This is a genomic window from Nostoc sp. UIC 10890, from assembly GCF_054786515.1.
Map to the genome: position 1 here is coordinate 3175307 of NZ_JBSGKF010000001.1, position 24182 is coordinate 3199488.

Genomic DNA, 24182 nt, shown 5'->3' on the forward strand with positions numbered 1-24182 from the left:
ATACTTGTCGGTTAAGGGGAAAAGGGTAAGGGGTAAGGGGAAAGAAAAAACCTTTAACCTTTAACCTTTTCCCAAAACCCAATTCCGAGTTCAAAATGCTTTACCCAAGCAGTATTGGGAGTGTGGGAAGCGATCGCCCGAATCTGCGTTAAACAAATACGAAACGAGTATCTGTTGCCAAATTGGTATTGCGGTTTAATCCGTTTTCCACAACAGCAATCAATTCCGCTCCATTGTTGGTGAAAATGCCCACGTCCGATCTAACTGACCCTAGTGAGTAATTGTTAGCAACTCCCTTAAGCTGAATCTGATCGTTTGCTTGGAAGTTGAGAATATAAGCGTAGTCACTGTTGCCGGAATTGGCATAGAAAACTGAACTGGCATCACCCAAAACGTAAGTATCTGCACCTTGCTCGCCGTTGAGGAGGTCGATTTCGTTTGTGCCGCCTCCCCAACCAATCAGGCGGTCATCACCATTACCCCCAGAAAGTGCGTCACTGGCAAGTCCACCTAAAATTGTGTCATTGCCATCGCCGCCAAGGAGTACATCTATGCCTCCTTTGCCATCAAGGTAATCATTACCTGCTCCACCATTGATTAATTCACTGCCATTAGTGCCGATAACGCGATCGCTTCCAGCTAGAGCGTTGACTATGTATCTGTTCAAACCCGTAAGTTCGCTAACAAAGATGATATCGTTGCCAGATGTCGCTTTGTTATTGGCAACAGTCAGGTCAAAGGTATCGCTAACATTAGCGCCTTTACCATCAGCAGCGGTAACTGTGACTGCAAAAATCCCAGTTTGGGAGATATTGCCAGATATCACACCTGTGTTTGCAACGATACTAGATCCAGCGGGTAAGCCCGTAGCAGTGTAGCTGAGGGTGTCACCTGGATCTACATCAGCAAATTTGTTACTGACATTGAAAGAGAAGGGTTTGTTTGTAGAGATGATTTGGTCGTCAATCGGTTGTACTACCGTGGGAGCATTGTTTTTAGGGAGATTAAACCGAGCCACACTAGGGTCATGATCGCTATCCTGATCAGCAAACTCTGAGTTAATGTGAACGACATCATACCCATCTAGCTTGTTGAGCAAGTTGTTACTAACTAAAACTTGGTCAAGGGTTTGGGCGTTACCTTGAAAGTTGTAGGTGTAACGCTCATTTTGCGGCAGAGTTTCAATTAAGGAAGTCAGTCCAGCGCTTTCTATGGTGTTGACGGGGTTGGAAAACTCAAAGTCATTTAAATCACCCGCCACTACGACATTGGCATTGGGGTCGATCGCTAAAATGCTGCTAACAAAGTTTTTTACCAGGGTAGCTTGTTGCTGACGCTGGGTTTCGCTAGTGAGAGTTGGTGGTTGATTTGGCCCAAATAATGGTTGGTCGCCACCTTTAGAATTAAAGTGGTTGCCAATTACATAAACAGTTTCACCGTTGAAAGTAAATTCACCTACTAACGGCTTACGACTGCTGTTAAAGGCGGAGTTGGTGGGGTCGATTAAACCAGGACTATTAGAAACTGTGGGAACACCAGAGACATTGGTAACTGTGGTACTGGTAGTAGAACTACCACCGGGGCGATCTACAAAGCTGACACGACTGGGATTAAATAAGAAGCCAACCCGGATATTTCCCCCAGGTTCACCGCCGTTCGTATCGTCTACTGGGTTAATTTGCCGATATTGATATGTGGGGCCACCAGCAGCAATGATTGTATCAATTAATTTTTGGAAGGTGGCGCTGGCATCAACGACGCTATCATTTGTCGGCCCGTTATTATCCTGAATTTCTTCGAGACTAATGATATCTGGTGATTTCAGATTATTAACAATGCGGTTAGCCAGATTGTTAAACTTGGTTGGATCATCACCTGGATCGAGGTTTTCGACGTTGTAGGTAGCAACTGTCAGTTGGTCGGTAGTGGGAGTTAAATTAGTGACTTCCCTGGTCAGCGTGTTTGAAGTCACTGTCACCGAGGTAGGCAGAACTTCATAGTTGCTAAAGTTATAATCCACCACACCTGTAATCGTTTCCAAAGTAGCACCGACGTTAATTTTGGGTGAGCTACCAGAGGTAAACAGCGTGTCATCAATTTGGATACGCTCTGGGTTAAAATCGTTAGGACTAATAACGATACCGCCACGGGCTGTACGTCCGGTGGCGTTAGCACCATCGTCTGCTAGTACCCAAATTTCCCCAAAAGAATTTGTCGGACTAACTGCCACAGGATTATTTATCTGGACTAGCATTCCTTCTAAGCTTTCGTAGAAATCAATGCCATCCTGGGCAGGGTCAAAGGTGGTTGTTCCAGTTTCGATATTACCGGTAGTATCGTTATCAATTACCGTCGTTGGAATAGTTCTGCCACCATTACCCAAAATCGTGGCAGTTGGCAAAGCATTTCCACTGGAAAGGTTGACTATCGTGGGGCTAGTAATTTCTGTGGTCGTCAGGTTATTGGCGTTATTACCTGGACGAAACTCTGTAACTGTTCCACTGACTAATATGGAATCACCAACGGATACAGTTGGTGCTGAGGAGGTGAAAACAAAAATGGCTTCGGAAGTGCGATCGTCGCTGTCTGGAGTGGGGTCTTGCAAGTAAAAACCGTTACTTGTTTTAACCGTAACAATTCCCGCTACATTACTGACAGTCTGATTTCTAAAGGATGAGATATGCCCCGTTCCTTGAATATCGCTAATCCGAACGGATGGAGTTACTTCAAACACCGCAACCGTCTTGCTGACTTCGTTTGTGGTAACTAACAAAGGCTTGCCTGTGGGACTGTCAGCCGCAGAGACAAAGGTTAGTCCTTCGATCGCAGTATCTTCGGGAGTGTTGATATATTGAACGAAGCTTGGCTTGTTGGGATTTGTCACTTCATAAACGATGATATCGCCAGTCCGTTCTAAACCAACGAAAGCATAGGTGCGGTTGTTGATGACTCCGATCACCACACCTTCGGGTTCGGGCCCTTTGTTATCACTGCGGCTGTCAAAAGTATCAGCTGCACCATCTGAGTTAAACAGAGTTGGTACTTTCGTTGCGGTGATTTGTTCAATTTGGTCACCACTGTCGAATATCTGATTACCGCTTGCGTCCCAAATCGAAAAGGAACGCGCCCCCAATGCTTCGATCCGATCGAAATCTCCGTCTCCATCGATATCACCTGTGGCCCCGGTTAATTGCAACCGTCCCAGGTTGGCATTATTCTTGAGAGTTGCCGCATTCGGGAAAACAGTTGGATCTAAAACATATCCAGCTGCGCCTACCCGGATTTCTTCACTGAAACCAGTGTAGTCGCGGGAATCTCCTTCGTTGGCGGTGATGTAGTAGGTTTGTCCGTTGGCACTGAAACTAGCGATCGCATCTGGTTGATATAACCCAAATATCGGCCAATTCTGAATATTGATTTTACCATCGCGATCGCTAGCATCTAATCCGTTACCTGGGAGATTATGATTTTTCGCACCCAGAGGCAAAATGCTGGTGATGGTGGCGCTAGCAATATCCAGAATAGCGATCGCATTGTTTTCTTGCAATGTAATCTGTGCAGTTTTACCGTCTGGAGATACTGCAATATATTCTGGTTCTAAATCTTGTGCCACCGTCGAGCCGGGCCCAGTAATCCGCACACCTGCGGCTTTGAGTGTGGCGATTTGGCTATTGAAGCTGGTAAATGAGGCTTGAGCAACGGTTGCATTCGCCACGCCACCAGAAATATTAATAATACTGACTGAACCTTCAGGATCTACCGAATTTGGTTGCCCGTAGCTGTTGGGTTCTCCTTCATTTGCTACTAATACCTTCGTGCCATCGGGCGTAAAGGTGAGCATATCGGGTAATGCACCCACCGCCACCGAGTTCAAGAAGTTGCCATTGGCGGCATTGTAGAAACTCACCTGTCCTGTCTGTTGGGCGTTTGTGGTGGTGTTTTGGATGGCGTAAGCGACTGCGACAATGCCATTTTTCACTGCCACGCTGTTGGGAATGGCTTGCGTACCTGCGGGGGGAGTAAATCCTGTTGTCAAAGTACCAGCCGAGGTTACCGCACCTGTATTGCTGACGTTATAAATTTCAATTATGCTGCCAGCAACCACAAACAGGCGATCACTTCCAGGATCAAAGGCGGATATTTCGGCTCCATTTGTACTGGTGAAACCGCCAATTTTCTGCAAAAAGCTGGAGTTATTGTTGGTAATCGTAATATTTTGGGAAGTGGTGCTGCCCAGGATAATACCTGCGGAGGGTGTACCAATGGTCAATGTTGCGGTTTCTGTTCCTTCTGCGATCGCATCATCGGCAACGATAAAGGTAACAGAACCAGTGGTTTCTCCACTAGGAATGGTGATGATATTGTTGGTGAGGTAAAAATCCCCAGTGGTGATGCCTGTTCCCGAAACCCCTAAGTTAACGGTCTGATTGCCAGATACAGCACTGGATGCAGTCGCAGTAACGGTGATAGCTGTTGTGTTTGCTTCCAAGCCAGTAGTGCTGCTGAGGGATAAGTTGACAATTGGAAACACAGCATCGTTATCAGCGATCGTGATATTTTGGGAAGTAGTGCCCAGTGTAATACCTGCGGAAGGATTACTGATGGTTAATGTAGCGGTTTCTGTGCCTTCAATTACAGCATCATCTACAACGGTGAAGGTGACGGAACCTGCGGTTTGTCCATCAAGAATTGTGATGATATTGTTGCTGAGGTTGTAATCTCCGGCGGTGATGTCAGTTCCAGTTACGCCTAAGTTAACTGTTTGATTACCGGAAACAGCACTAGAAGCAGTGGCGGTAACTGTAATTTGGGTTGTACCTGTTTCAGTTCCGGAGTTAGCGTTTACAGATAAGTTGACTGTGGGATTTCCACTAGCGATCGCAAAGTTTGTGGTATCTGGGACTGTTGCAGCATAACTACCATCTCCGCCATCGAACCAATTAGCGATGTTGTTAACAAGCGGTTTGTAGTTTGCAAAACTGGCTTGTCCACTGCGTGAACCATTATATACCCCATAGTCAGAGTCATTCGAGAGTGCGATCGCATTAACTCCATTACTTAGCCCAGCAGGAGTCAGATTTGTTGTCCCCTCACTTGACACACCAGCCAAAAATGTGGTTGGAGCAGTGGCGCTAGTGCCGAGATAAGCATAAAGAGTCTCATCAGATGCAGCAAGACCATAGTTAGCACTACCAGAAACGCTAACCCGACTGAATGTACCAATTGACGCTGCTAGATTAGCAGCATTGTCAACTGCGCTGAAACGAATTACAGTACCAGCAGTAATTGTACTAGCTCCGGAATTCCACTGAAAATAAGACTCCCCAGTGTTAAAAGCTGTCAGGCTAGTAGCTTCGTTATCAGTGAAGTAAATGATTGTATTCGGATCTATGTCTACAAATGTGACAATAGACCAACCATCTTCATCGGCATTGAAAGAGATAAAAGCAATATCGCCTTGTGTCAAAGCCATTAATAACGTCTCCTTCAATTTATTTTGTATTGTTTGAGAACCACCTGAAAAGCTGATATTCAGGAATAATTTGCAAACATAATCAAGTCATATTGACAATCGCAATATCACTATCAAAAAAAACTATTTTGTGGTCAAAAAAGCTACGGATTTTACTAGTATTAATCCATATTCAGCAACCTCAAGTTATCTCGGTAACATTAAGAAACCGCTAGCAAAAGGTTAAAAGAACAAATATTTGGTAGTCAGTTGCTTTGAGACATACACTTAGATTTAGTTGAAGAAGTGCAATTTTACGCCCATAAAAAAGCAATACAGTTCAGATCAGACCAAAACACTTGTAGAGACGGCGATTTATCGCGTCTTGAAAACCCATAATTTTGTACTATTAGTCCTTAACCCAAGCGTATTGCATAAAAAAGGCGGACAAGATGCCCGCTCCACAATAAGTAGTTGGATATTTTTTATTTGAAAGTCATTTTGTATTAAAAGCCACTCTTCCTTACCGGAACTTACCAGGACTTAGACGAGCACCGTTAGGTTGAGACTGACGACGAATTGCTACTCCACTCCGCAAATTATTTCCAGTACCACCATCTTGGCGATCGAGGAAAGGTTTCAAATTAATCCCACTTCTAGATGAACTAACCCGATTATTGCCACTACCTAGAAGTGTGCGTCCTAAATTATATATTTCGTTGCTTCCACTGTTGCGATTGCCATAAGTGTTAACAGCTATGGTTTGCTGTCCACTATCAGCAATAGTCAAGTTTTGAAAAATGCTATTGCGAATAACAAAAGGGTCTTTCCCACGGGGGACTGTCAGCACAATTCTACAGCTTGGGTTCGTTTCAGTTGTGACGCAGACAGTATTTTCGTTATTTTCTACCGATGTCTGGAGTTCTTGTAAGCCATCTGGGCGATAAAGTTCTAAGCGACTGGCGATCGCTGCACAACGCTTTTGTGCGTCCCAACCACCACCCAAAGCCGCAGGTGCCGCCCAAGGAAAGAATTGTCCTGGTTGACTTTGTGGCTGATACATGACAGTATACTGTCCATTGTAAGTCTGACAGCTAAACCGAGTTGTACCGTCAGCTGAGGGTGAAGGTGGTATGCCTGTCGATGTGTCGATTGGTACGGGTGCTGATGTACCACCTGATGGTATTGTTGGTACTACTACACCATCGCCAGTAGAATCATATTGCGCGATCGCTGCCGAGTTTCCCAGACACAAAGATAAGCCAATACTACCCAAAGAAATCAACCGAATCAGTTGTGATGACATAAATCATCCTCCAGTAGAAGTAAGTAGGGAATTGATAGTCTAAGTGACGAATAATTCTGGCTTTTGATTCAGCAAAAACGCTATTTTTTTTACTTTTATTTCCTAATTGCATTTTGGCAGTTTGTAACCCCGATTTTTTCTGGCTTTGTGAGAAATCCAGGTTCAATCTGTACTTATGATTGTGGTTATCGACTACGTACTGTTGTGGTAATGTATGTTTGGTTACGCAAAAGGGAAAAGCATTGTTAAGCGAATATCATAGAAAAAAGTTACTGCATCACTTTTACTGTCTGGATGCTGATAATTCAGGCTTCATTGGGAAAGAAGATGCTGAGATTTTTGCTGAGAGGTTTGCCAACATCCGTAGTGCAGAGCTTGGTTCAGAGATTCACAAAGATTTGTTGTTTAAGTGGCTTCATATTTGGGAGAATTTTTGGTCAAAAGCGGATTTGGATGGAGATGGTAAGGTAAGTCCCGAAGAATTTTGTCAGGGCATAGAGAAAGCGGTTTCAAATCCAGATTATAACGACCCTTTAATAGAGACTTTGTTTGACATTGTTGATTTAGACAGCGATGGTCACATATCACAACAAGAGCATCGTCTCTTCTTCAGTGTGTTTGACCTAGATGCTGAAAAATCAGCTTTTGTCTTCTCCAAGCTTGATATCGATAAGGACGGCATCCTCTCTCAAAAAGAGTTTGTTTCTGCGAAGAGAGAATTTCTAACTGAAAAGGAACCGGGTGCTGTAGGCAACTGGTTTTGGGGTTCTGTGGAGTAATGAGTAATGAGTAATGAGTAATGAGTATTTACTCTAGGACTTACGCACTGTACAACTTAATCATGGTATGTACGAAAATGGGTCGTTTCAGCCTTTTATTAATCGTTCTTCGATGGTCATCTGTAGGGGTAAAGCGCAATGCTCATTGGTGTCAACTTAAGCTAGAAATAGCTTCGCTGCGGGCTTCATAACCCGCCAGAGAATGAATTCTCTGGCTCATAAGACCTCTTGCAAAAGTACTTTTTGCAAGAGGGGGAAAAGGGTAAAGGTTAAAGGGGAAGGGGGCAATACAGAACTTTTTCCCCTTCCCCCCGCCCCTTATCCCCAGAGGGGGCCCCACCTTCCCCTTTTCCCGACTTATGCAAGAAGTCTATAGCTAAAGTCTACTGAAGTAGACTGAATATTTTTGGGGATATCTAGTCATCTGAAGATGACTTTCGCTATGATTCTTGGAACTGAAGTTCCTTGCGGGACATAGTTTTTGCGTTAAGTTGACACCAATGAGCAATGTGCTTTACCCCTACGACTTGGGTTTAAACAAGAACTCCAAATTTTCAATTTGGGGCTGCTTTCTCAGGAGGGGTTTAAATCCCCAACTGAGGTAAAACAATAAAAGCCCCCTGCCTCTTTCAAAGTTTACCAGTGGCTTGTTGTTAGGCGATCGCTGTTATTTGACAACGCAATATCCCACTCGCTTTTTGCGATGTATAAAACACAAAAAACCCCGGCTAAATTAGCCGGGGTAAAGTCGAGAAGTGAGAATGACGATGAGATACAGCGATACCGAAATCAAAAATCTTAGCTAACGGTAAAACTAACCAAAACTAAAGTGGTGACAATTAAAGTTGCAAAAAGACCCTGTAAAACGTATTTACGTTGTTCCCAAATTGCTGGGTACTCAGCGTAGTACATCTTGGGTTCTGCTGCGTAGTTGTTGAGAATGCCGTCTTCGTTAGTGGTGGTATACATGGTTTTTTTTCTTTGTTTTGTTATCTTATGTAAACAAATATAACAAGTTTGTTACAAATCGTCAATAGGACTTGACAAATAAAGACTGATGGGAGACATAAAGCTGACTTATCAGCATACCACTGCCGTTTGGGATACGTAAAACACAAAAAACCCCGGCGAAACTAACCGGGGTTACAGAGAGAAGTATGAATGACAATGAGATACAGCGATACCGAAATCAAAAATCTTAGCTAACAGTAAAACTAACCAAAACTAAAGTGGTGACGATTAAAGTTGCAAAAAGACCCTGTAAAACGTATTTACGTTGCTCCCAAATTGCTGGGTACTCAGCGTAGTACATCTTGGGTTCTGCTGCGTAGTTGTTGAGAATGCCGTCTTCGTTAGTGGTGGTATACATGGTTTTTTTTCTTTGTTTTGTTATCTTATGTAAACAAATATAACAAGTTTGTTACAAATCGTCAATAGGACTTGACAAACAAAGACTGATGGTAGGCATAAAACTGACTTATGAGCGATCGCAGATTTTGGCGAAGCAGTTCCAGCCAGTGAAAGCGGGATGCTTCTCAATACTGATCGGGTTTTGGATTTTTAACTCGGAATTGGGTTTGGGGAAAAGGTTAAAGGGGAAAGGGGAAAGGTTTTTTCTTTCCCCTTTCCCCTTTCCCCTTTAACCGACAATTTATTAACATGCCTCTTAACTCGTTGCTACGCGTCTACGTAGTTTTTTTAGCTAGATTGCTATAAAAAACCCAAGCGTACTGACTAAATATTGCAGAATTTATTTTTTGGGATTCCCTAGATATCTAACCCGACTACCATTAAGTCAGGCGGATGTTCAACATTAAACTGGTAATATATCTCTCGTCGCTCTTGGGGTGGAAGAGTTAACTGCCATTCTAAAATCCCCATTTCACCAAGTTGAATTTGTGGGTTACTACGACTGAGACGCACTTTAATTTGCTCGTTGCGGCTAACTGGCAATTGTTCAGTTAGTTTCAGATTTACTTCTTTCTCTAGTAAGTTAGTAATTATCAACCGATAACTATAAGTAATCCGGCGCTGGTTACTAATTAATCTTTTATCTACCAGACGTTCAACTAAGTCGCGCTCAATTTTTAAACCTTCGTCAATTCCTAAGTTCAGTTTGAATTCTTGTCCTGGTGCAATATTCTCCAACCCAGTAGTGCCGACAAAAACGTTGTCGCGGAAAATACTCGCTTTACCCGGTAACAAAGTCGCACCGTTGGGATTATTTTTCACGTTCGCTTGTAGATAAGCAAAGCTTACCAAGCGTGGCATTGCTACATAATCGAAGCTACAAGGATAATCGTCATTAAAAATCGTAGTTTTATGGGGTGCGCCATCACTGGGAATGTTACCACCACTATTCAATTTAAAGGTAACTACACTCCCTTCTTTGGATACTTCTGCTGTAACGGTTTCTGCTGGGATAAGACTATCTTGTGCAACTTCATCTTGTTCTTGCCAATCCGCTCTGGCAGCAGAAGCAGGTGGTTCTGCTATGGTAGGTAGCAGTGGTGGTTGGGCAGTAAATCGGTGTCGTTGTAACAGTTGTGGACGTGGTGCATCAATATACCAGGGTTCAAGTTTGGGTGGGAGTGTACCTAATCCCGGTTTAGCGGTAGAAAGGGTGAGATTTGCACCAATCCAATCTTCGCCAGTGCTTTGAGTGATTTCTGCAAGGTAACCCAGATGTACAATATCGCTAGTAGTGCTAAAGCGTAAGTCATAAAGCGGATTCCAACTAGCGCGATTTACTATGTAGGATACCTCTAATTCAAATTTTCCTTCACCCGCTACTTCAACTGCTACAACTAAGTTAAAACTCTCTTTTGGATGGGGCGTTTGAATTTTTTGCAATGAGGTGTGGAGTGCTTGCAGTTGTTTGTCTAATTCCTGCTGTTGGGTTTTGCACTCTCCAGATGCGATCGCATATTCACTATACTGGCTTCCGAGAAAGTTCAAAAAATCCAAAGTTTCGCTAAGGCTGAGATTTTTCCGAGACAAACTCTGTGAAAAGGGTTCTTCTGTTTTTTCACGTAAGCCAGCGATAAAACTAGATTGCAATGCTAAAGCATCTACCTGAGCTTGCAGGTGGCGTTTTTCTGCTTCTAATTGCTGGATTTGCCTTGTCAAATTTGCGACTCGCTCCGCTACAGGTTCAGTAGTGTAGATGCGATCGCTACTAACTCCCACCAAGCGCACCCCTACCGTACCAGTACCGCTAACCCTGACAGACTCAGTTTCTAGAGTCATTGGCATTGGGGTAATTACTAATTCCTGTTCAATTCCTGTTAAATCAACTACACCCCGCCGTGTAACTAATGCTCTGTCAGCATACACGGTAACAGCTACAATCTCGCTTTGTACTGTTTTGCGCCAAGATGGTATTTCCGGGTTAACCACTACTAGTTTTCCCCCATTTTTAATGATTCTGCTGGTTAATTGTCAATGTTTACTGGTCTAACAGTCAACCCTTTTAGGTAATTTGTAATTCGTAATTCGTAATTCGTAATTACAAATTACGAATTATTTTAGCCGTGAATTGGTTCAAGAGCATTAGAAGCATTATCAGTATTTTGCTCGACAAAATTCTTTGCCGCAGCTAGTAGATACTCATAATAAGCACGAGCAACGATAGATAGCTGCTTGCCAGATGGGTAAACCATGTACCAATGTCGCTGAATGGGGAAGTGTTGTACATCTAAAATGTTAAACTCTGAAGTGTCTGACAGTAAGGTATGACGAGATAAAACAGAAATACCTAAACCACCTGCGATCGCTTGTTTAATTGCTTCATTACTTCCCAATTCTAGCTTGACTTTTACCGTTACCCCTTCTTCTTCAAATAGCTTTTGAACGGCGCGGCGAGTTCCTGAACCAGGTTCCCGCATAATAAAAGGTTCGTTAGATAAGCGTTGTATAGGAATATTTTTTTCCTTGGATAACGGATGATTAGTCGGAGCAAAGACTATCAAAGGATTTTCTAAAAATGGTTCACAAGTCACATCGAGATTGTCTGGAATTTGACTCATAATATATAAGTCATCCAGATTTTGACTCATTCGTTCTAAAATTTGTTCGTGATTTGTTACTTGCAGCGAGATATCAATCCCTGGATAGAGTTCGCAAAAGGGCCCTAACAAACGTGGAATAAAGTATTTTGCTGTTGTAATTACTGCCAAGCGTAATTGTCCCTGTTTTAGCCCTTTTAAATCTGCCACTTTCATTTCATACTGGGCTATATTGTCAAAAATCTGCCGACAAGTGGCAAATAATTCCCGTCCTGCTTCCGTCAAATACAATCGCTTCCCCACTTGCTCAAATAATGGCAAACCTACCGATTTTGTGAGTTGCTTGATCTGCATAGAAACGGTAGGTTGGGTGAGAAACAATTCCTCCGCAGCACGAGTAAAGCTACTGTGCCGTGCCGCCGCCTCGAACACCTTTAACTGGTGCAGCGTCGCTTGGTTCAAGTGTGATTCTCCTGTATATAACGATTAATAGATATATAACTAGTATTGCTGAACACTGGCAAATGATATAGCAATGCTCACAGAAAGTTACGAGTTTTATTATAGATAAAACTCTATTATTTATATTAAAACAAAAGTATTCTACTTATGGATTGAAGAAGCTATTATCAGAACAGCAAAAGCGTAAGATGCCTTCCATCTAAACGATGAATGTTGAATGATGGTTTTTCAAAATTCATCTATCATCATTCATCATTCCATAATTCTTCTTGAACTTTTGTAGGTAGCTTGGTTAAATCTGGTAATCTTAGTACCTCGATTTCGGCAACTTGTTCTTTAATATTCACTGGTAAGTTTAACGGTTCGCGTTCTTCTATCCAACATCTTGCTAATGGCAAGGTTAGCTCCATTTCGTCGAGGGGTCGAGGAATTACCATGACTGCATTTAATTCCCCAATGCGTTCGGCCTCAAACATTCCCGCTTCCACTGCTACTGCCACATTTGCTACAGAACCACGAATAATGGCTGTACACAAACCCGCACCAATTTTTTCATAGGCTGCTAAATGAACATCAGCAGCTTTGAGCATGGCATCACAAGCTCCTACCATCGCTGGAAATCCTCGCGTTTCTACCAAACCAATTGCTTGATTACTCAAACGGCTGTAATTGCCCTCCTCCATCAATTTAGTAAAACGGGTTGTGATGGGAAGTACTATATCTAGGTTGGGATAAGGTCGGGGAATCACCAAACTAGAAACTAACTGACCAAACTGTTCAGCCGTTTGCACACCAGATTCTACCGCCAGACGCACGTCAGCAATTCCACCCCGGACGATCGCGGTACAATGACCACTACCAGTTTTTTCATACCCAATGAGGTGAACTCCCGCTGACTTAAGCATCATATCCGCTGTACCAACGATCGCTGGAAAGCTGCGGGTAGAAACTAAACCCAAAGCAGTATCCTGAAAGGTTTCTTGACTACTTGCTCCCTGGATGGTACGAATAGGCCGTTGATTATATGTTTCCATGTCAATTCTCCAAAATACGGAAAAAGCCGACAACTTACAATTAACACTTACTCGGACTGATTGTCAGAGTTTGGGTCGTTCAATGATTGTCTATGAGGAAACAATGTAGTCAACAGTCTGCTTATACTCCCTTGTCCATAAATTTGAGTCCCGAAACCGTTAGGGGATTCTGTGCTTGGCTGACTGGGGTCTGAGTTATGTTCTGTAGACGTTTGGGCGGCTTCTTCCAAAGTGGAGTCAGCATCATTGATCGGTTCTGCCACCGGAGGAGATGAGCTTTCTGGAGTGGCGGGAGATTTAAAGTAAGAAATCGACTTGTTTTGTTTGAAATCTACAAAAGCCGAGGCTGAGAAGTTAGTTGAGGAAACTACCTTTTCCTTAACTCCCCCTAAGCCATTTTCTTCTTCCTGCTGCGGTGATGTATTTGTAGAAGCTGGGTTATTTGTAGATGGTTCTAGTTGCTTTGTTTGAGTTATTTGCCGACTGGTGTCTCCTAGAATTGAACCCGGTGGTACTACTTCTCCAGCTTCAACCGAATAGTTAAAAACTGTTGTTGCTGAACCAATGCAAGCATTTGCTCCAATTTTGCCCTTGCCAACCATCAAAAACCCGGCTCCCAGGTTTGCGCCTGCTTCTACCTCTAGGGTTCCTTCATGGACTTGGAGAATTGCTCCCATGCCAATACAGACCCCCGGCCCAATGATGATCTTGCTGTTTACAGCCGCTTGGAGGATCACCCCAGGTGCAAGTACCGCGCTTGGATGAATAGTCACCTCACCACTAATGTAAGAATCAAAGTTATTGCTGAGGCGCAGTGGCGGCACAGACATGGAAATTTTAACCTCGGAAGCCGGAGTGGGGAATGGTGAATGGTGAATGGTGAATGGTGAATGGTGAATGGGGAATGGTGAATGGGGAATGGGGAGTAGTGAATGGTGAATGGTAAATGGTGAATATTAAAATTCCCTAGTCCCTACTATTAGGGAGTGGTGAGTGGTGGATATTAAAATTCCCTATTCCCTATTCTCTATTCCCTATTCCCTATTCCCTATTCCCTACTATGGTCGTTGAATAATCGTTTCTAATACCCGACGCTTGGCTTTGGGGTCAACACCAATTAAGCGCACATATTCCCCTGGATATTCGCCGAGTTGTCTTTCTACGGCTGCGATCGCTTCTCTTTCTGAGGAGGCTTGAATTTGACCAGTACTAGTCCAGGAACCTGTACGGAACCGCCGTTGGTCTACATGCTCAATGCTAATTTTTGAGCCGCTAGCCAATAATTGCCGGAGTTGGCCTACTACTTCTGTACTCAAGCGCGTACTGGTAGCTGTTGCTGTTACAGTAGCAGAAGGTGTACTGCTAGTAAATGATTTTTGACTTTGACTGCCAGAAGAGGCTACTTGATCATTTGGACGTTGGATAATAGTCTCTAATACCCGCCGTTTGGCTTTAGGGTCAATACCAATTAAGCGTACATATTCCCCTTCGTATTCACCGAGCTGTCTTTCTACGGCTGCGATCGCTTCTCTTTCTGAGGAGGCTTGAATTTGACCGGTACTAGTCCAGGAACCTGTACGGAACCGCCGTTGATCTACATGCTCAATGCTAATTTTTGAGCCGCCAGCCAATAAATGCCGGAGTTGGTCTACTACTTCAGAACTCAAACGGTTACTGCTAGCTGTTCCCGTACCAGAGGGTGCTGCACTCGTAGTAAATGATTTCTGACTACCAGAGGAAGCTACTTGACCATTTGGACGTTGGATAATGGTCTCTAGTACGCGCCGTTTGGCTTTGGTGTCAATACCGATTAAACGCACATACTCGCCTTGATGGCTGGCTATACATTCTTCTAAGGCGGAGATGACTTGATTTGTGGAAGTTGCTTCAATTGGCTTGCAACTAGTCCAGGAACCAGTGCGGAAACGACGTTCATCTACGTGTTCCATACCGATTTTGTAACCACCTGCCAACAAGTGGCGGATTTGTTCTAGAGTTTCGCCACTGACTTTGCCACTGCTAGAACCGTTACCGTTACCATTACTGCTGCTGTAGCTGCCATTGCTATGACTGCTATTCGGCGCTTTAAAGCTGGTTGCTGGTTTTGCATCATCATCAGGACGTTGGATGATGGCTTCTAGCACACGCCGTCTATCTTTATCAATGCCAAACAGTCGGACATACTCGCCGCTATGGTCATTTAGACAGCTTTCTAATGCTGCGATCGCTTCACCGATGGATCTCGGTTCGATTGGCTGACAACTAGTCCAAGAACCAGTGCGGAAGCGTCTTTGATCTACATGTTCCGTACCAATTTTATACCCTTGCCCCAATAGATACCGCAACTGATCTATTGTTTCTGCACCCAAGCTATTGCTCGACACTTCACTACTCCTTTCCAACTCTAAAACAGTAATACCATTACCTGTATAAGATTTAGCGTTCTCATCCCGAATGGGTGCTATACATTTGCTATCCGCAGCACAGAGATAACCAGCTCGTAATGCCTGATTAATTCCAACCACATGATGAGCAAATTCCTTATCCTGATCTTGCACATCCGGCAAGCGGTCAGCTTGCTGCTGGCTGGTAATTATCGCTCCCGAAGGTATATATTTACCAGGGGGAATCTCTACGTCTTGAATTAAAGCGTGCATCATCACGATGCAACCTGCACCCACCCTGGCATTAAACACCGTAGAGCGAAAGCCAATGAAGGAATTATCACCTACATAAGCTGGCCCGTGAATTAGAGCCATGTGGGTAATGCAAGCGTTTTTACCAATCCATACTGAGTATTTATTTTGGTCATCGCCAATTACTCGGCCTTGCTCCAACCCATGAATGACAACACCATCTTGAATATTGGTGTTTTCACCCAGATAAAAAGGTGTGCCTTCATCCGCTCTAATCGTAGTCCCCGGAGCAACGATTACATTTGCACCTATTCGTACATCCCCAATCAGATTAGAGAATGAATGTACAAAGGCAGTTTCATGGATTTTGGGTTCAGCTAAATTCCTTGACCACGGGGTTGGGGGTGCCGCCGTGCTGCGGACTGCCATCGCGAGATTCCTCCTGTATTGTCATTTGTTCAGTTGTCATTTGTCAGTTGTCATTTGTCCTTTGTCGAGAGCTAATGACTAATGACTAATGACCAATGACTAATGACCAATGACTATTGATATTGATCTTTTTTGCTGTAAATCAGGCGATCTTCAACGTAAATGGTATCTATGATCGCCACTACCACTGCATCTAATGGACGTTGTTCATTTCCAGTAACTTGACGAGCAGCACTACCACGACTGACAAGTACCCACTCATCTACTCCTGCTCCCACACTATCTGCTGCTACCTCGTATTGTGGCAGGATGTTTCCATCTTCATCCACTAATTGTAACAACAGTAGTTTCACACCTCTGAGACTTGGATCTTTTTGGGTGCTAACTACTGTGCCGCGAACTTTGGCAACTTGCATTACAAATTACGGTCTTCTACCGAAAGGGCGAATTGCATTCACATTTTCCCGGAACTGCTCTACGTCTTCTGTATAACGAATTGGGAGGACGTATTCCAAGTTTTCGTGAGGACGAGCAATGATGTGAGTAGACAGCACTTGTCCGCCATTAACTCGCTTTACAGATTCAACTCCTGCGGCCACAGAAGCTTGCACTTCTGAAACGTCACCACGGACAATGACTGTCACTCGACCACTACCAATTTTTTCATAACCTACTAAGGTGACGCGGGCAGCTTTCACCATTGCATCAGCAGCTTCCACCACTGCTGGAAAGCCTAGCGTTTCAACCATTCCCACTGCAATTGACATTAGTTTTAATCCCTATTTGAAAGTTTTTAGCCTTGGACAAAAGTGATGCTCTTTTCAGGCAAAGAGCGTTAATTACTTTGTTTAAACAGCTTTTAAGTACGGAATTGTTCTACCGCTTCTGTGTAACGTATCGGCAAGACGTACTCCAGGTTTTCGTGAGGACGAGCAATGATATGAGTGGATAACACTTCACCACCAAAGACTCTTTTCGCCGCTTCAACCCCAGCTGCTACAGAAGCTTGAACTTCCGATACATCTCCCCTAACTATCACTGTGACACGAGCGCTACCAATTTTTTCATAGCCTACTAAAGTGACACGGGCGGCTTTCACCATCGCATCAGCAGCTTCTACTACTGCTGGAAAGCCCTTCGTTTCAATCATCCCAACTGCAATTGGCATCGCAGAACTCCTACAAAATGAATCTAATCAGTACTGTTGTTTGAAATTTTTGACGGGGAGAGCTTATCTTAGAGCTAAGAAAACACTTCCAAATTAAGCATAGGAAAGCTTGGCGTCCCTGGCAATATAAATCACTATAATAGTTTATGATAAGAAAGTTTTAAAAAACTTAACAAAAATTTATCTGTGCTTCTGGGCAATTAAAGTTCACTGATTCCTAGAGCAGGCACTTATGCTTTATAATTTCTTTATCACATTTCCAAAACGGCATTCATAACCAAGGCTAATCCTATCTGGCAAAGGGTAAGCATAGGCTGCGTCTTTTGCTGCATCTATCTTTCCTCAAAAATTACTGTATGTACAAGGACTAGGTGAAAAATAGATAATTTTTTCAAATATATCGTATAAAGTACTTTGCTTAAAGTAGAAATACAAATCTAAAAGGGTCAGTGATGTTAAGGGAAGTAAATGCTTTTGCTTATGTAAAGTTATATTTTGCTTATATTTAATAGGGTAACGTTAAGTAAAATTACTCCTGGGAATTTAGTTTAAAAAATAGTAAAAAAACATCGGGCTTTTGGTAGATTTATTTTAATAAATAAATAATCGGTTGAAATTTTTTTAAAATCAAAGCTGAGTCGTCAAGGAAAATTTAAATGGATCAATTTCTATTTTCAACAAGTTGGTTTGTGCCTTTTTATAGCTTATTGGGTGCAATTTTGACCTTGCCGTGGGGAATAGGAATAATTCAGCGAACCGGGCCAAGACCTGCGGCATACTTCAATTTGTTGACGACCGTTTTAGCTTTTGTCCATAGCCTGTTTGTATTTAAAAGTATTTGGGATAGAGAACCAGTAAACTTACTAATCAATTGGTTCAAAGCTGCGGATTTAGACTTATCTTTTGCCTTAGAACTATCGCCAGTCAGTATTGGAGCAACAGTTTTAATTACAGGGTTAAGTCTACTGGCGCAAGTTTACGCTCTGGGTTACATGGAAAAGGACTGGTCGTTAGCGCGTTTTTTTGCACTGCTGGGATTTTTTGAAGCGGCGCTGAGTGGTCTAGCAATCAGTGATTCTTTGTTTCTCAGCTATGCGCTTTTGGAACTTCTGACGCTTTCGACTTATTTGCTGGTGGGGTTCTGGTATGCTCAACCACTAGTAGTGACAGCGGCGCGAGATGCGTTTTGGACTAAACGGGTGGGAGACTTGTTGCTGCTGATGGCTGTAGTGACACTTTCCACCTTAGCCGGGAGTTTGAACTTTTCGGATTTATATGAGTGGGCGCAAACAGCTAATTTAAGTCCAATGACATCGACATTGCTAGGGTTGGCATTAATTGCTGGGCCTGCTGGTAAATGTGCCCAATTTCCATTGCACCTGTGGTTAGATGAGGCAATGGAAGGGCCTAACCCAGCCTCGGTAATGCGGAACTCGCTGGTAGTAGCTGGTGGTGCTTATTTACTGTATAGATTTCAACCATTGTTAGCACTATCGCCAGTTGCCTTAAATGCCTTGGTAGTTATGGGCACGGTGACGGCGATTGGGGCCACATTAGTATCCATAGCTCAAATTGACATTAAGCGATCGCTATCTCATTCCACCAGTGCATACATGGGGTTAGTGTTTTTGGCGGTGGGGTTACAGCAAGGGGGTGTAGCCTTGATGTTGCTGTTAACTCATGCGATCGCCAAAGCATTATTATTCATGAGTTCCGGTTCAGTCATCTTGACTACCCAAAGCCAAGACTTAACAGAAATGGGCGGTCTGTGGTCACGGATGCCAGCCACCACCACAGCCTTTGTAGTAGGTTCAGCGGGGATGGTAACACTGCTACCATTGGGAAGTTTCTGGGCAATGTTAGCATGGGCTGACGGTTTCGTGAATATTAGCCCTTGGGTAATTGGGGTTTTAGTATTAGTCAATGGTTTGACAGCATTGAATTTGACCAGAGTCTTTAGATTAGTGTTCTGGGGTAAACCGCAACAAAAAACCCGTCGCACGCCAGAAGTTGGTTGGCAGATGGCCTTGCCAATGGTGATTCTGACAGTGCTGACTCTGCTTTTACCTCTGATGCTACAGCAATGGTACTTACTACCCGATTGGGAAAGTATTAATTGGTATGTGGTGTTAGCTTTGTTTGCGTCTACCGTGGTGGGTGTAGGTGTAGGGTGTACAGTTTATCTGCACAAAGCTTGGTCAAGATCGAGAATATTGGCGTGGAGATTTCTGCAAGACTTGTTAGGTTATGATTTTTATATTGACCGAGTTTATCTTGTAACCGTGGTAAGTGTAGTAGCACTGCTATCTAAAATCTCTGCTTGGAGCGATCGCTACTTAGTTGACGGTTTCGTAAACTTGGTTGGGTTTGCGACCATTTTTAGCGGACAAACTTTAAAGTACAGCATTTCTGGGCAATCTCAGGGCTATATGTTGACCATCCTAGCAGTTGTCAGCGTCCTGGGTTTTTTCATCAGCTGGTCATTGGGTTTACTAGATAAATTACCTTTTTAAAGATATTGTCATTGGTCATTGGTCATTAGTCATTTGTGATTGGGTAAGAGTTTTTTCCCATTCCCCAGTTCCCCATCCCCCATTCCATACCTACTTATGCTTAGTGTTTTAATTCTAGTGCCGTTAATCGGTGCAGCTTTAATTGGTTTCTCGCCCTCTGGCATCAATGGGAAATTCGCCCGTGGGGTGGCTTTGGTCTTTGCTAGTATCGCTTTCTTATGGACAATCGTACTAGCAATTCAGTTTCATCCAGGGGAAATTACTCAACAGTTTGCTGAATCTATCCCTTGGGTAGATGCTTTAGGTTTGAATTATAACCTTGGGATAGATGGTTTGTCTTTGCCATTGCTGGTTTTAAATGGATTGTTAACTTCCATTGCCATTTACAGCAGCGATGAATCCCTACAGCGTCCTAAATTTTATTACTCTTTGATACTATTATTAAGCGCTGGGGTGACTGGAGCCTTTTTGGCACAGGATTTACTGCTATTTTTCCTATTTTACGAATTAGAACTAATTCCGCTGTATTTGTTAATAGCTATTTGGGGTGGTGCCAAGCGGGGTTATGCTGCTACAAAATTTCTCATTTATACAGCCGTTTCGGGAATCCTGATTTTAGCAAGTTTCCTCGGCATGGTTTGGCTGAGTGGTTCCTCTAGCTTTGCATTAGCAACCTTAAACCCGACAACTTTACCTCTTGCGACACAGCTTTTACTGCTAGCGGGCATTTTGATAGGTTTCGGGATTAAAATTCCCTTAGTTCCCTTCCATACTTGGTTGCCAGATGCTCACGTTGAAGCTTCTACACCGATTTCAGTGCTGTTGGCTGGGGTGCTGTTGAAGTTAGGAACTTATGGCTTACTGCGATTTGGGATGAACTTATTGCCAGAAGCTTGGAATTATCTGGCGCCTTGGTTGGCGACTTGGGCAGTGGTAAGTGTGCTGTATGGTTCATCCTGCGCGATCGCTCAAACCGATATGAAAAAAATGGTGGCATACAGTTCCATTGGACACATGGGTTATGTGCTTTTAGCGGCGGCGGCGGCTACACCTTTAAGTGTGTTGGGTGCTGTAATGCAAATGATTAGCCACGGCTTGATTTCTGCAATGCTGTTTTTGCTAGTAGGGGTTGTGTATAAAAAAGCCGGAAGCCGTGATTTAGACGTAATTCAAGGATTGCTGAACCCAGAACGGGGTATGCCAGTAATCGGTAGCTTGATGATTGTCGGAGTCATGGCCAGCGCTGGTATACCGGGAATGCTAGGCTTTATCTCGGAATTTATAGTTTATCGGGGAAGTTTTCCAGTTTTCCCAGTGCAAACATTGCTATGTATGCTTGGTACTGGTTTAACAGCAGTTTACTTCTTAATTCTTGTCAACCGCGCCTTTTTTGGACGCCTGTCTGCACAGGTTACCAACTTACCGCGTGTGTATTGGAGCGATCGCATCCCACCTGCAATTTTAGCTATATTGATCGTGATTTTCGGCATTCAACCTGGTTGGTTAGTCCGCTGGACTGAACCAACGATTACAGCAATGGTAAATACCCAAAACGTAGTAGTAGCAGTGTCCTTGGATAAAGTAATGGGGACTGGGGATTAAGGATTGGGGACTGGGAATTAGCGCTAGGGAAGATTTTTTTTGAATACATAATACCCAATACCCAATCCCCAGCAACCAATACCCAATACTCAATCCCCCGTACCCAGTAACCAATCCCTAAACTTTTTGGATAGATAGCAATGGTAATTACTAAAAAGAAAGCTCCTCACAATCCCTTAGCTGAGTATATTGAACGTCTGCAAACAGGAGAAGCATTACTCCCTGATAGTCCCGAAAATGTGCTAGAAGTTGTTGGTATTCTTAAAAGCTATGGCGTAGTTTTAGATGCCTACTCAAAAAATCTTAACTATATTGCCGAGCATCAGTTTTTAGTATTTTTCCCATTTTTTAAATACTTTAATGGAGAGGTTTCTTTTCAGAAATTACTCCGTCACTGGTGGCATGATCGAATTAACTTTGAATATGCCGAGTATTGCATGAAAGGCATGATGTGGCACGGTGGCGGTGGACTAGATACGTATCTAGATACAAATGAATTTAAAGAAAGAGCGCAAGCTGTTATTGCCGCAAAATTTAAAAATAATCCCTTCATTCCGGGTATCAACCAACTATTTCCAGATTTCTTAACAGAACATTTGCGCGTCTCTGCTTACTACACAGGTTTAGGCCAATTCTGGCGAGTAATGGCTGATATCTTTCTTAGCTTATCAGACCTTTACGACCAAGGCAAAATCAAATCGATTCCCGAAGTTGTAGAACACATTAAAGCAGGGTTAGTGGCAAATGCATCAAACCCAATTACCTACGCCGTCAAAATTAGAGGTAAGGTCTATGAAATCATTCCCAAAAGTGTTGGTTTGACCTTCTTAGCAGATACAGCAATACCTTATGTAGAAGCAGTATTCTTCCGAGGAACTCCTTTCCACGGCACAGTTTCATACAATGCCCAAGGATATCAAATTCCCCCAGATCAAACTCGATTTCAATATGGCGCATTGTATGCTGATCCTTTGCCCATCGGCGGCGCGGGTATTCCTCCCACCTTGCTGATGCAGGATATGCGTCATTATCTTCCAGAGTATTTGCACGAAATTTATCGTCGCAGTCTTCGAGGTGAAGATGATTTGCGAGTCCAAATTTGCATAAGTTTCCAAAAATCGATGTTTTGTGTGACCACAGCAACGATTTTGGGACTAATGCCTTATCCTTTGGATACTAAAGATCCAGATGAAGTAAAAGGTAATCGAGTTTATTTAGAGAAGTGGATGAGTAGGTTAGAAACTTCGCGTCTACTGGATGTGAATAAATAGATAAAAAAAGATTTTAATTACATTCCGATAAAAGTAAAGGCTGCTCAATCTTTGGGGTTTGAGTATAGTTTCTTAGTATCTAGCATCGTGATGCGTAGTGCTTGCACCTTGTTGGGATTGTGCTGTAACTATAGCGGTTCTCACTTGGGTGCAGTACACTTTTGACCTCTCTCCAAACCTCTCTCCTACCAGGAGAGAGGCTTTGAGTCTTACTCCCCTTCAAGGGAAGGGAAGGGACTGGGGGTTAGGTCTGTATTCCATGCAATTGGGAACCGCTATAGTCTTAAGTTTAAGATTGATTGTTTCGCTAGTATTCAACAGATTATTATCCTGCTTTGATATGTTTTTCCATGACAAAGTTTATAAACTTTTGTCCTCTACGCTCTACCTCTTGCTTTTTTATAACAATAAATCCTTGCCTTTCAAAAAAAGGTTTAGCTGTAATACTGACTTCTGTAAATAACTTTTCAACCCCTAAAGACTTCGCTTTTAATTCAATCTGTTCTAAGATTTTCTTACCAACACCTTTTCTTTGAAAATCTTTATGACAATAAAAACGGTCAATATGACCATTAGTCTCTAATTCTCCAAAACCAATAATTTTGTCATCTTCTTCTGCTAGATAAGTAAACTTACTTTCTAAACTTTTAATCCAAACTTCAATATCCATCTTTGCTGGTGCCCAAGCATCTACTTGTTCTGCTGTGTAATCGTGAATATTTACTTCATGAACAGTGTCATAGAACAATTTCATCATTTCTTCCGTATCAGCTATTTCGTATTTTCTCAATCTCATAAGTAATGTGATTAAAGGCATTTCAGAGGATACAGCACCTTGCGGCCACTGATGTTCAAGGTAAATATATTTTTACTTAGTACATTTGTACTAAAATACTGCTAAAATGCCTTACAAGTCAGCTAGCCTTGCTTGAGGTAGTATGAAAAAAATCCAAGATACGGACAAAAAGCCCATTTTGCTGAAAGTTTCGCTATTGCAGCCTACATCTGTAACTACTGCTATAGTGCCACTGCGACCCCAAGAGGAAAAAATCATCAGTGAACAGGAGCGTTTGATCACACAAGTCGAACGCATCAATCAAATGGCAGGAGAGTTAGAAGCAGCGATATTGGAGTTGAAAGCGATCGCTAACACACTAAATACTCAAAAAGGTTTCCCATTATTGAAGAAGGAGTCGTGCAAAAATATTTGTCAGTATTTCGCAGTTAGCGTCCCTTGGGTGAAACGAAAGCCTGACAAATCATTTATTCTGACAACGCGAAGAGTTGATTTATTCCGAGCCGAAAGGGAAGCCGCACTGCTAGCACAGCAACTTCGTCAGCAAACCAAAAAAAGATTAGCATCGCAGCGACACAGAAAAAACAAGAGTGGAAATCACACAAAACGCTTGTTCAAAAGGTATTAGTCAACAAATCTTAAAATTATCAACATTCAACGGCATTTCACCCTTGAGGTTGTAACAGTTATGCTGATTGAAGTGGCAGAAGAAACTTCTTTCTCAAAA

18 protein-coding genes are annotated in these 24182 nt (G+C 43.0%); 5 read left to right on the forward strand and 13 right to left on the reverse strand.

The features are described from left to right. Window positions 1-148: 148 nt before the first annotated feature. A complete protein-coding gene (locus tag ACWATR_RS12815) occupies window positions 149-5473 on the reverse strand; it encodes a choice-of-anchor I family protein (protein ID WP_460332716.1) in 5325 nt (1774 codons plus the stop codon). Between the two features lie 502 nt (window positions 5474-5975). Then, complete coding sequence (locus tag ACWATR_RS12820; protein WP_460332718.1) at window positions 5976-6758, reverse strand: COP23 domain-containing protein; 783 nt, start codon at window positions 6756-6758, stop codon at window positions 5976-5978. A gap of 218 nt (window positions 6759-6976) precedes the next feature. Here ACWATR_RS12820 and ACWATR_RS12825 point away from each other — a divergent pair, with 218 nt between their 5' ends. Then, window positions 6977-7537, forward strand: coding sequence for an EF-hand domain-containing protein (locus ACWATR_RS12825; protein ID WP_460332720.1), 561 nt, complete (start codon window positions 6977-6979; stop codon window positions 7535-7537). A 798-nt stretch (window positions 7538-8335) separates the two neighbouring features. On the opposite strand, the gene psb34 (ACWATR_RS12830) is transcribed toward ACWATR_RS12825, so the two are convergent. From psb34 (ACWATR_RS12830) to ACWATR_RS12875, 10 genes are all read right to left on the reverse strand, one after another. Continuing rightward, a complete protein-coding gene (gene psb34 / locus ACWATR_RS12830; RefSeq protein WP_460332722.1) occupies window positions 8336-8506 on the reverse strand; it encodes a photosystem II assembly protein Psb34 in 171 nt (56 codons plus the stop codon). A gap of 229 nt (window positions 8507-8735) precedes the next feature. Beyond that, window positions 8736-8906, reverse strand: a complete 171-nt coding sequence (gene psb34 / locus ACWATR_RS12835; protein ID WP_460332722.1) for a photosystem II assembly protein Psb34 — start codon at window positions 8904-8906, stop codon at window positions 8736-8738. 398 nt (window positions 8907-9304) lie between these two features. Further along, on the reverse strand, window positions 9305-10936 hold the full coding sequence (locus ACWATR_RS12840; protein ID WP_460332724.1) for a mucoidy inhibitor MuiA family protein: 1632 nt from the start codon (window positions 10934-10936) through the stop codon (window positions 9305-9307). 128 nt (window positions 10937-11064) lie between these two features. After that, on the reverse strand, window positions 11065-12006 hold the full coding sequence (locus tag ACWATR_RS12845) for a LysR substrate-binding domain-containing protein (protein ID WP_460332726.1): 942 nt from the start codon (window positions 12004-12006) through the stop codon (window positions 11065-11067). Window positions 12007-12251: 245 nt separating this feature from the next. After that, a complete protein-coding gene (locus ACWATR_RS12850) occupies window positions 12252-13040 on the reverse strand; it encodes a BMC domain-containing protein (RefSeq protein ID WP_460332728.1) in 789 nt (262 codons plus the stop codon). A 47-nt stretch (window positions 13041-13087) separates the two neighbouring features. Then, window positions 13088-13870, reverse strand: a complete 783-nt coding sequence (locus tag ACWATR_RS12855; protein ID WP_460332730.1) for an LbetaH domain-containing protein — start codon at window positions 13868-13870, stop codon at window positions 13088-13090. Window positions 13871-14098: 228 nt separating this feature from the next. Then, entirely contained in the window at window positions 14099-16105 is a 2007-nt protein-coding gene (locus ACWATR_RS12860) for a ribulose bisphosphate carboxylase small subunit (protein ID WP_460332731.1), read from the reverse strand. A gap of 113 nt (window positions 16106-16218) precedes the next feature. Then, complete coding sequence (locus tag ACWATR_RS12865) at window positions 16219-16521, reverse strand: EutN/CcmL family microcompartment protein (protein ID WP_069071088.1); 303 nt, start codon at window positions 16519-16521, stop codon at window positions 16219-16221. A gap of 6 nt (window positions 16522-16527) precedes the next feature. Further along, on the reverse strand, window positions 16528-16872 hold the full coding sequence (locus ACWATR_RS12870; protein ID WP_010995041.1) for a carbon dioxide-concentrating mechanism protein CcmK: 345 nt from the start codon (window positions 16870-16872) through the stop codon (window positions 16528-16530). Window positions 16873-16964: 92 nt separating this feature from the next. Continuing rightward, on the reverse strand, window positions 16965-17273 hold the full coding sequence (locus tag ACWATR_RS12875; RefSeq protein WP_012410633.1) for a carbon dioxide-concentrating mechanism protein CcmK: 309 nt from the start codon (window positions 17271-17273) through the stop codon (window positions 16965-16967). Between the two features lie 656 nt (window positions 17274-17929). Between ACWATR_RS12875 and ACWATR_RS12880 the strand changes: the two genes are divergently transcribed. From ACWATR_RS12880 to ACWATR_RS12890, 3 genes are all read left to right on the forward strand, one after another. Then, window positions 17930-19786, forward strand: coding sequence for an NAD(P)H-quinone oxidoreductase subunit F (locus tag ACWATR_RS12880; RefSeq protein ID WP_069071089.1), 1857 nt, complete (start codon window positions 17930-17932; stop codon window positions 19784-19786). A 96-nt stretch (window positions 19787-19882) separates the two neighbouring features. Then, window positions 19883-21388 (forward strand): NADH-quinone oxidoreductase subunit M, encoded by a 1506-nt coding sequence (locus ACWATR_RS12885; protein WP_460332734.1) that lies wholly within the window; start codon window positions 19883-19885, stop codon window positions 21386-21388. A gap of 140 nt (window positions 21389-21528) precedes the next feature. Next, window positions 21529-22659: a CO2 hydration protein gene (locus ACWATR_RS12890; RefSeq protein ID WP_460332736.1), complete on the forward strand. Its 1131-nt coding sequence runs from the start codon at window positions 21529-21531 to the stop codon at window positions 22657-22659. Window positions 22660-22984: 325 nt separating this feature from the next. On the opposite strand, the gene ACWATR_RS12895 is transcribed toward ACWATR_RS12890, so the two are convergent. Beyond that, the gene (locus tag ACWATR_RS12895; protein WP_460340382.1) at window positions 22985-23455 is read right to left on the reverse strand and encodes a GNAT family N-acetyltransferase; all 471 of its coding nucleotides are present in this window, start codon (window positions 23453-23455) and stop codon (window positions 22985-22987) included. 142 nt (window positions 23456-23597) lie between these two features. Here ACWATR_RS12895 and ACWATR_RS12900 point away from each other — a divergent pair, with 142 nt between their 5' ends. Further along, on the forward strand, window positions 23598-24083 hold the full coding sequence (locus tag ACWATR_RS12900) for a hypothetical protein (RefSeq protein WP_460332738.1): 486 nt from the start codon (window positions 23598-23600) through the stop codon (window positions 24081-24083). Window positions 24084-24182 lie beyond the last annotated feature (99 nt).

Excerpts from the sequence above, each read along its gene's own strand:
- ACWATR_RS12815 (WP_460332716.1), bottom strand. The coding sequence starts at position 5,473 with ATGGCTTTGACACAAGGCGATATTGCTTTTATCTCTTTCAATGCCGAT.
- ACWATR_RS12820 (WP_460332718.1), bottom strand. The coding sequence starts at position 6,758 with ATGTCATCACAACTGATTCGGTTGATTTCTTTGGGTAGTATTGGCTTA.
- psb34 (WP_460332722.1), bottom strand. The coding sequence starts at position 8,506 with ATGTATACCACCACTAACGAAGACGGCATTCTCAACAACTACGCAGCA.
- psb34 (WP_460332722.1), bottom strand. The coding sequence starts at position 8,906 with ATGTATACCACCACTAACGAAGACGGCATTCTCAACAACTACGCAGCA.
- ACWATR_RS12850 (WP_460332728.1), bottom strand. The coding sequence starts at position 13,040 with ATGGAAACATATAATCAACGGCCTATTCGTACCATCCAGGGAGCAAGT.
- ACWATR_RS12855 (WP_460332730.1), bottom strand. The coding sequence starts at position 13,870 with ATGTCTGTGCCGCCACTGCGCCTCAGCAATAACTTTGATTCTTACATT.
- ACWATR_RS12860 (WP_460332731.1), bottom strand. The coding sequence starts at position 16,105 with ATGGCAGTCCGCAGCACGGCGGCACCCCCAACCCCGTGGTCAAGGAAT.
- ACWATR_RS12865 (WP_069071088.1), bottom strand. The coding sequence starts at position 16,521 with ATGCAAGTTGCCAAAGTTCGCGGCACAGTAGTTAGCACCCAAAAAGAT.
- ACWATR_RS12870 (WP_010995041.1), bottom strand. The coding sequence starts at position 16,872 with ATGTCAATTGCAGTGGGAATGGTTGAAACGCTAGGCTTTCCAGCAGTG.
- ACWATR_RS12875 (WP_012410633.1), bottom strand. The coding sequence starts at position 17,273 with ATGCCAATTGCAGTTGGGATGATTGAAACGAAGGGCTTTCCAGCAGTA.
- ACWATR_RS12880 (WP_069071089.1), top strand. The coding sequence starts at position 17,930 with ATGGATCAATTTCTATTTTCAACAAGTTGGTTTGTGCCTTTTTATAGC.
- ACWATR_RS12885 (WP_460332734.1), top strand. The coding sequence starts at position 19,883 with ATGCTTAGTGTTTTAATTCTAGTGCCGTTAATCGGTGCAGCTTTAATT.
- ACWATR_RS12890 (WP_460332736.1), top strand. The coding sequence starts at position 21,529 with ATGGTAATTACTAAAAAGAAAGCTCCTCACAATCCCTTAGCTGAGTAT.
- ACWATR_RS12895 (WP_460340382.1), bottom strand. The coding sequence starts at position 23,455 with ATGAGATTGAGAAAATACGAAATAGCTGATACGGAAGAAATGATGAAA.
- ACWATR_RS12900 (WP_460332738.1), top strand. The coding sequence starts at position 23,598 with ATGAAAAAAATCCAAGATACGGACAAAAAGCCCATTTTGCTGAAAGTT.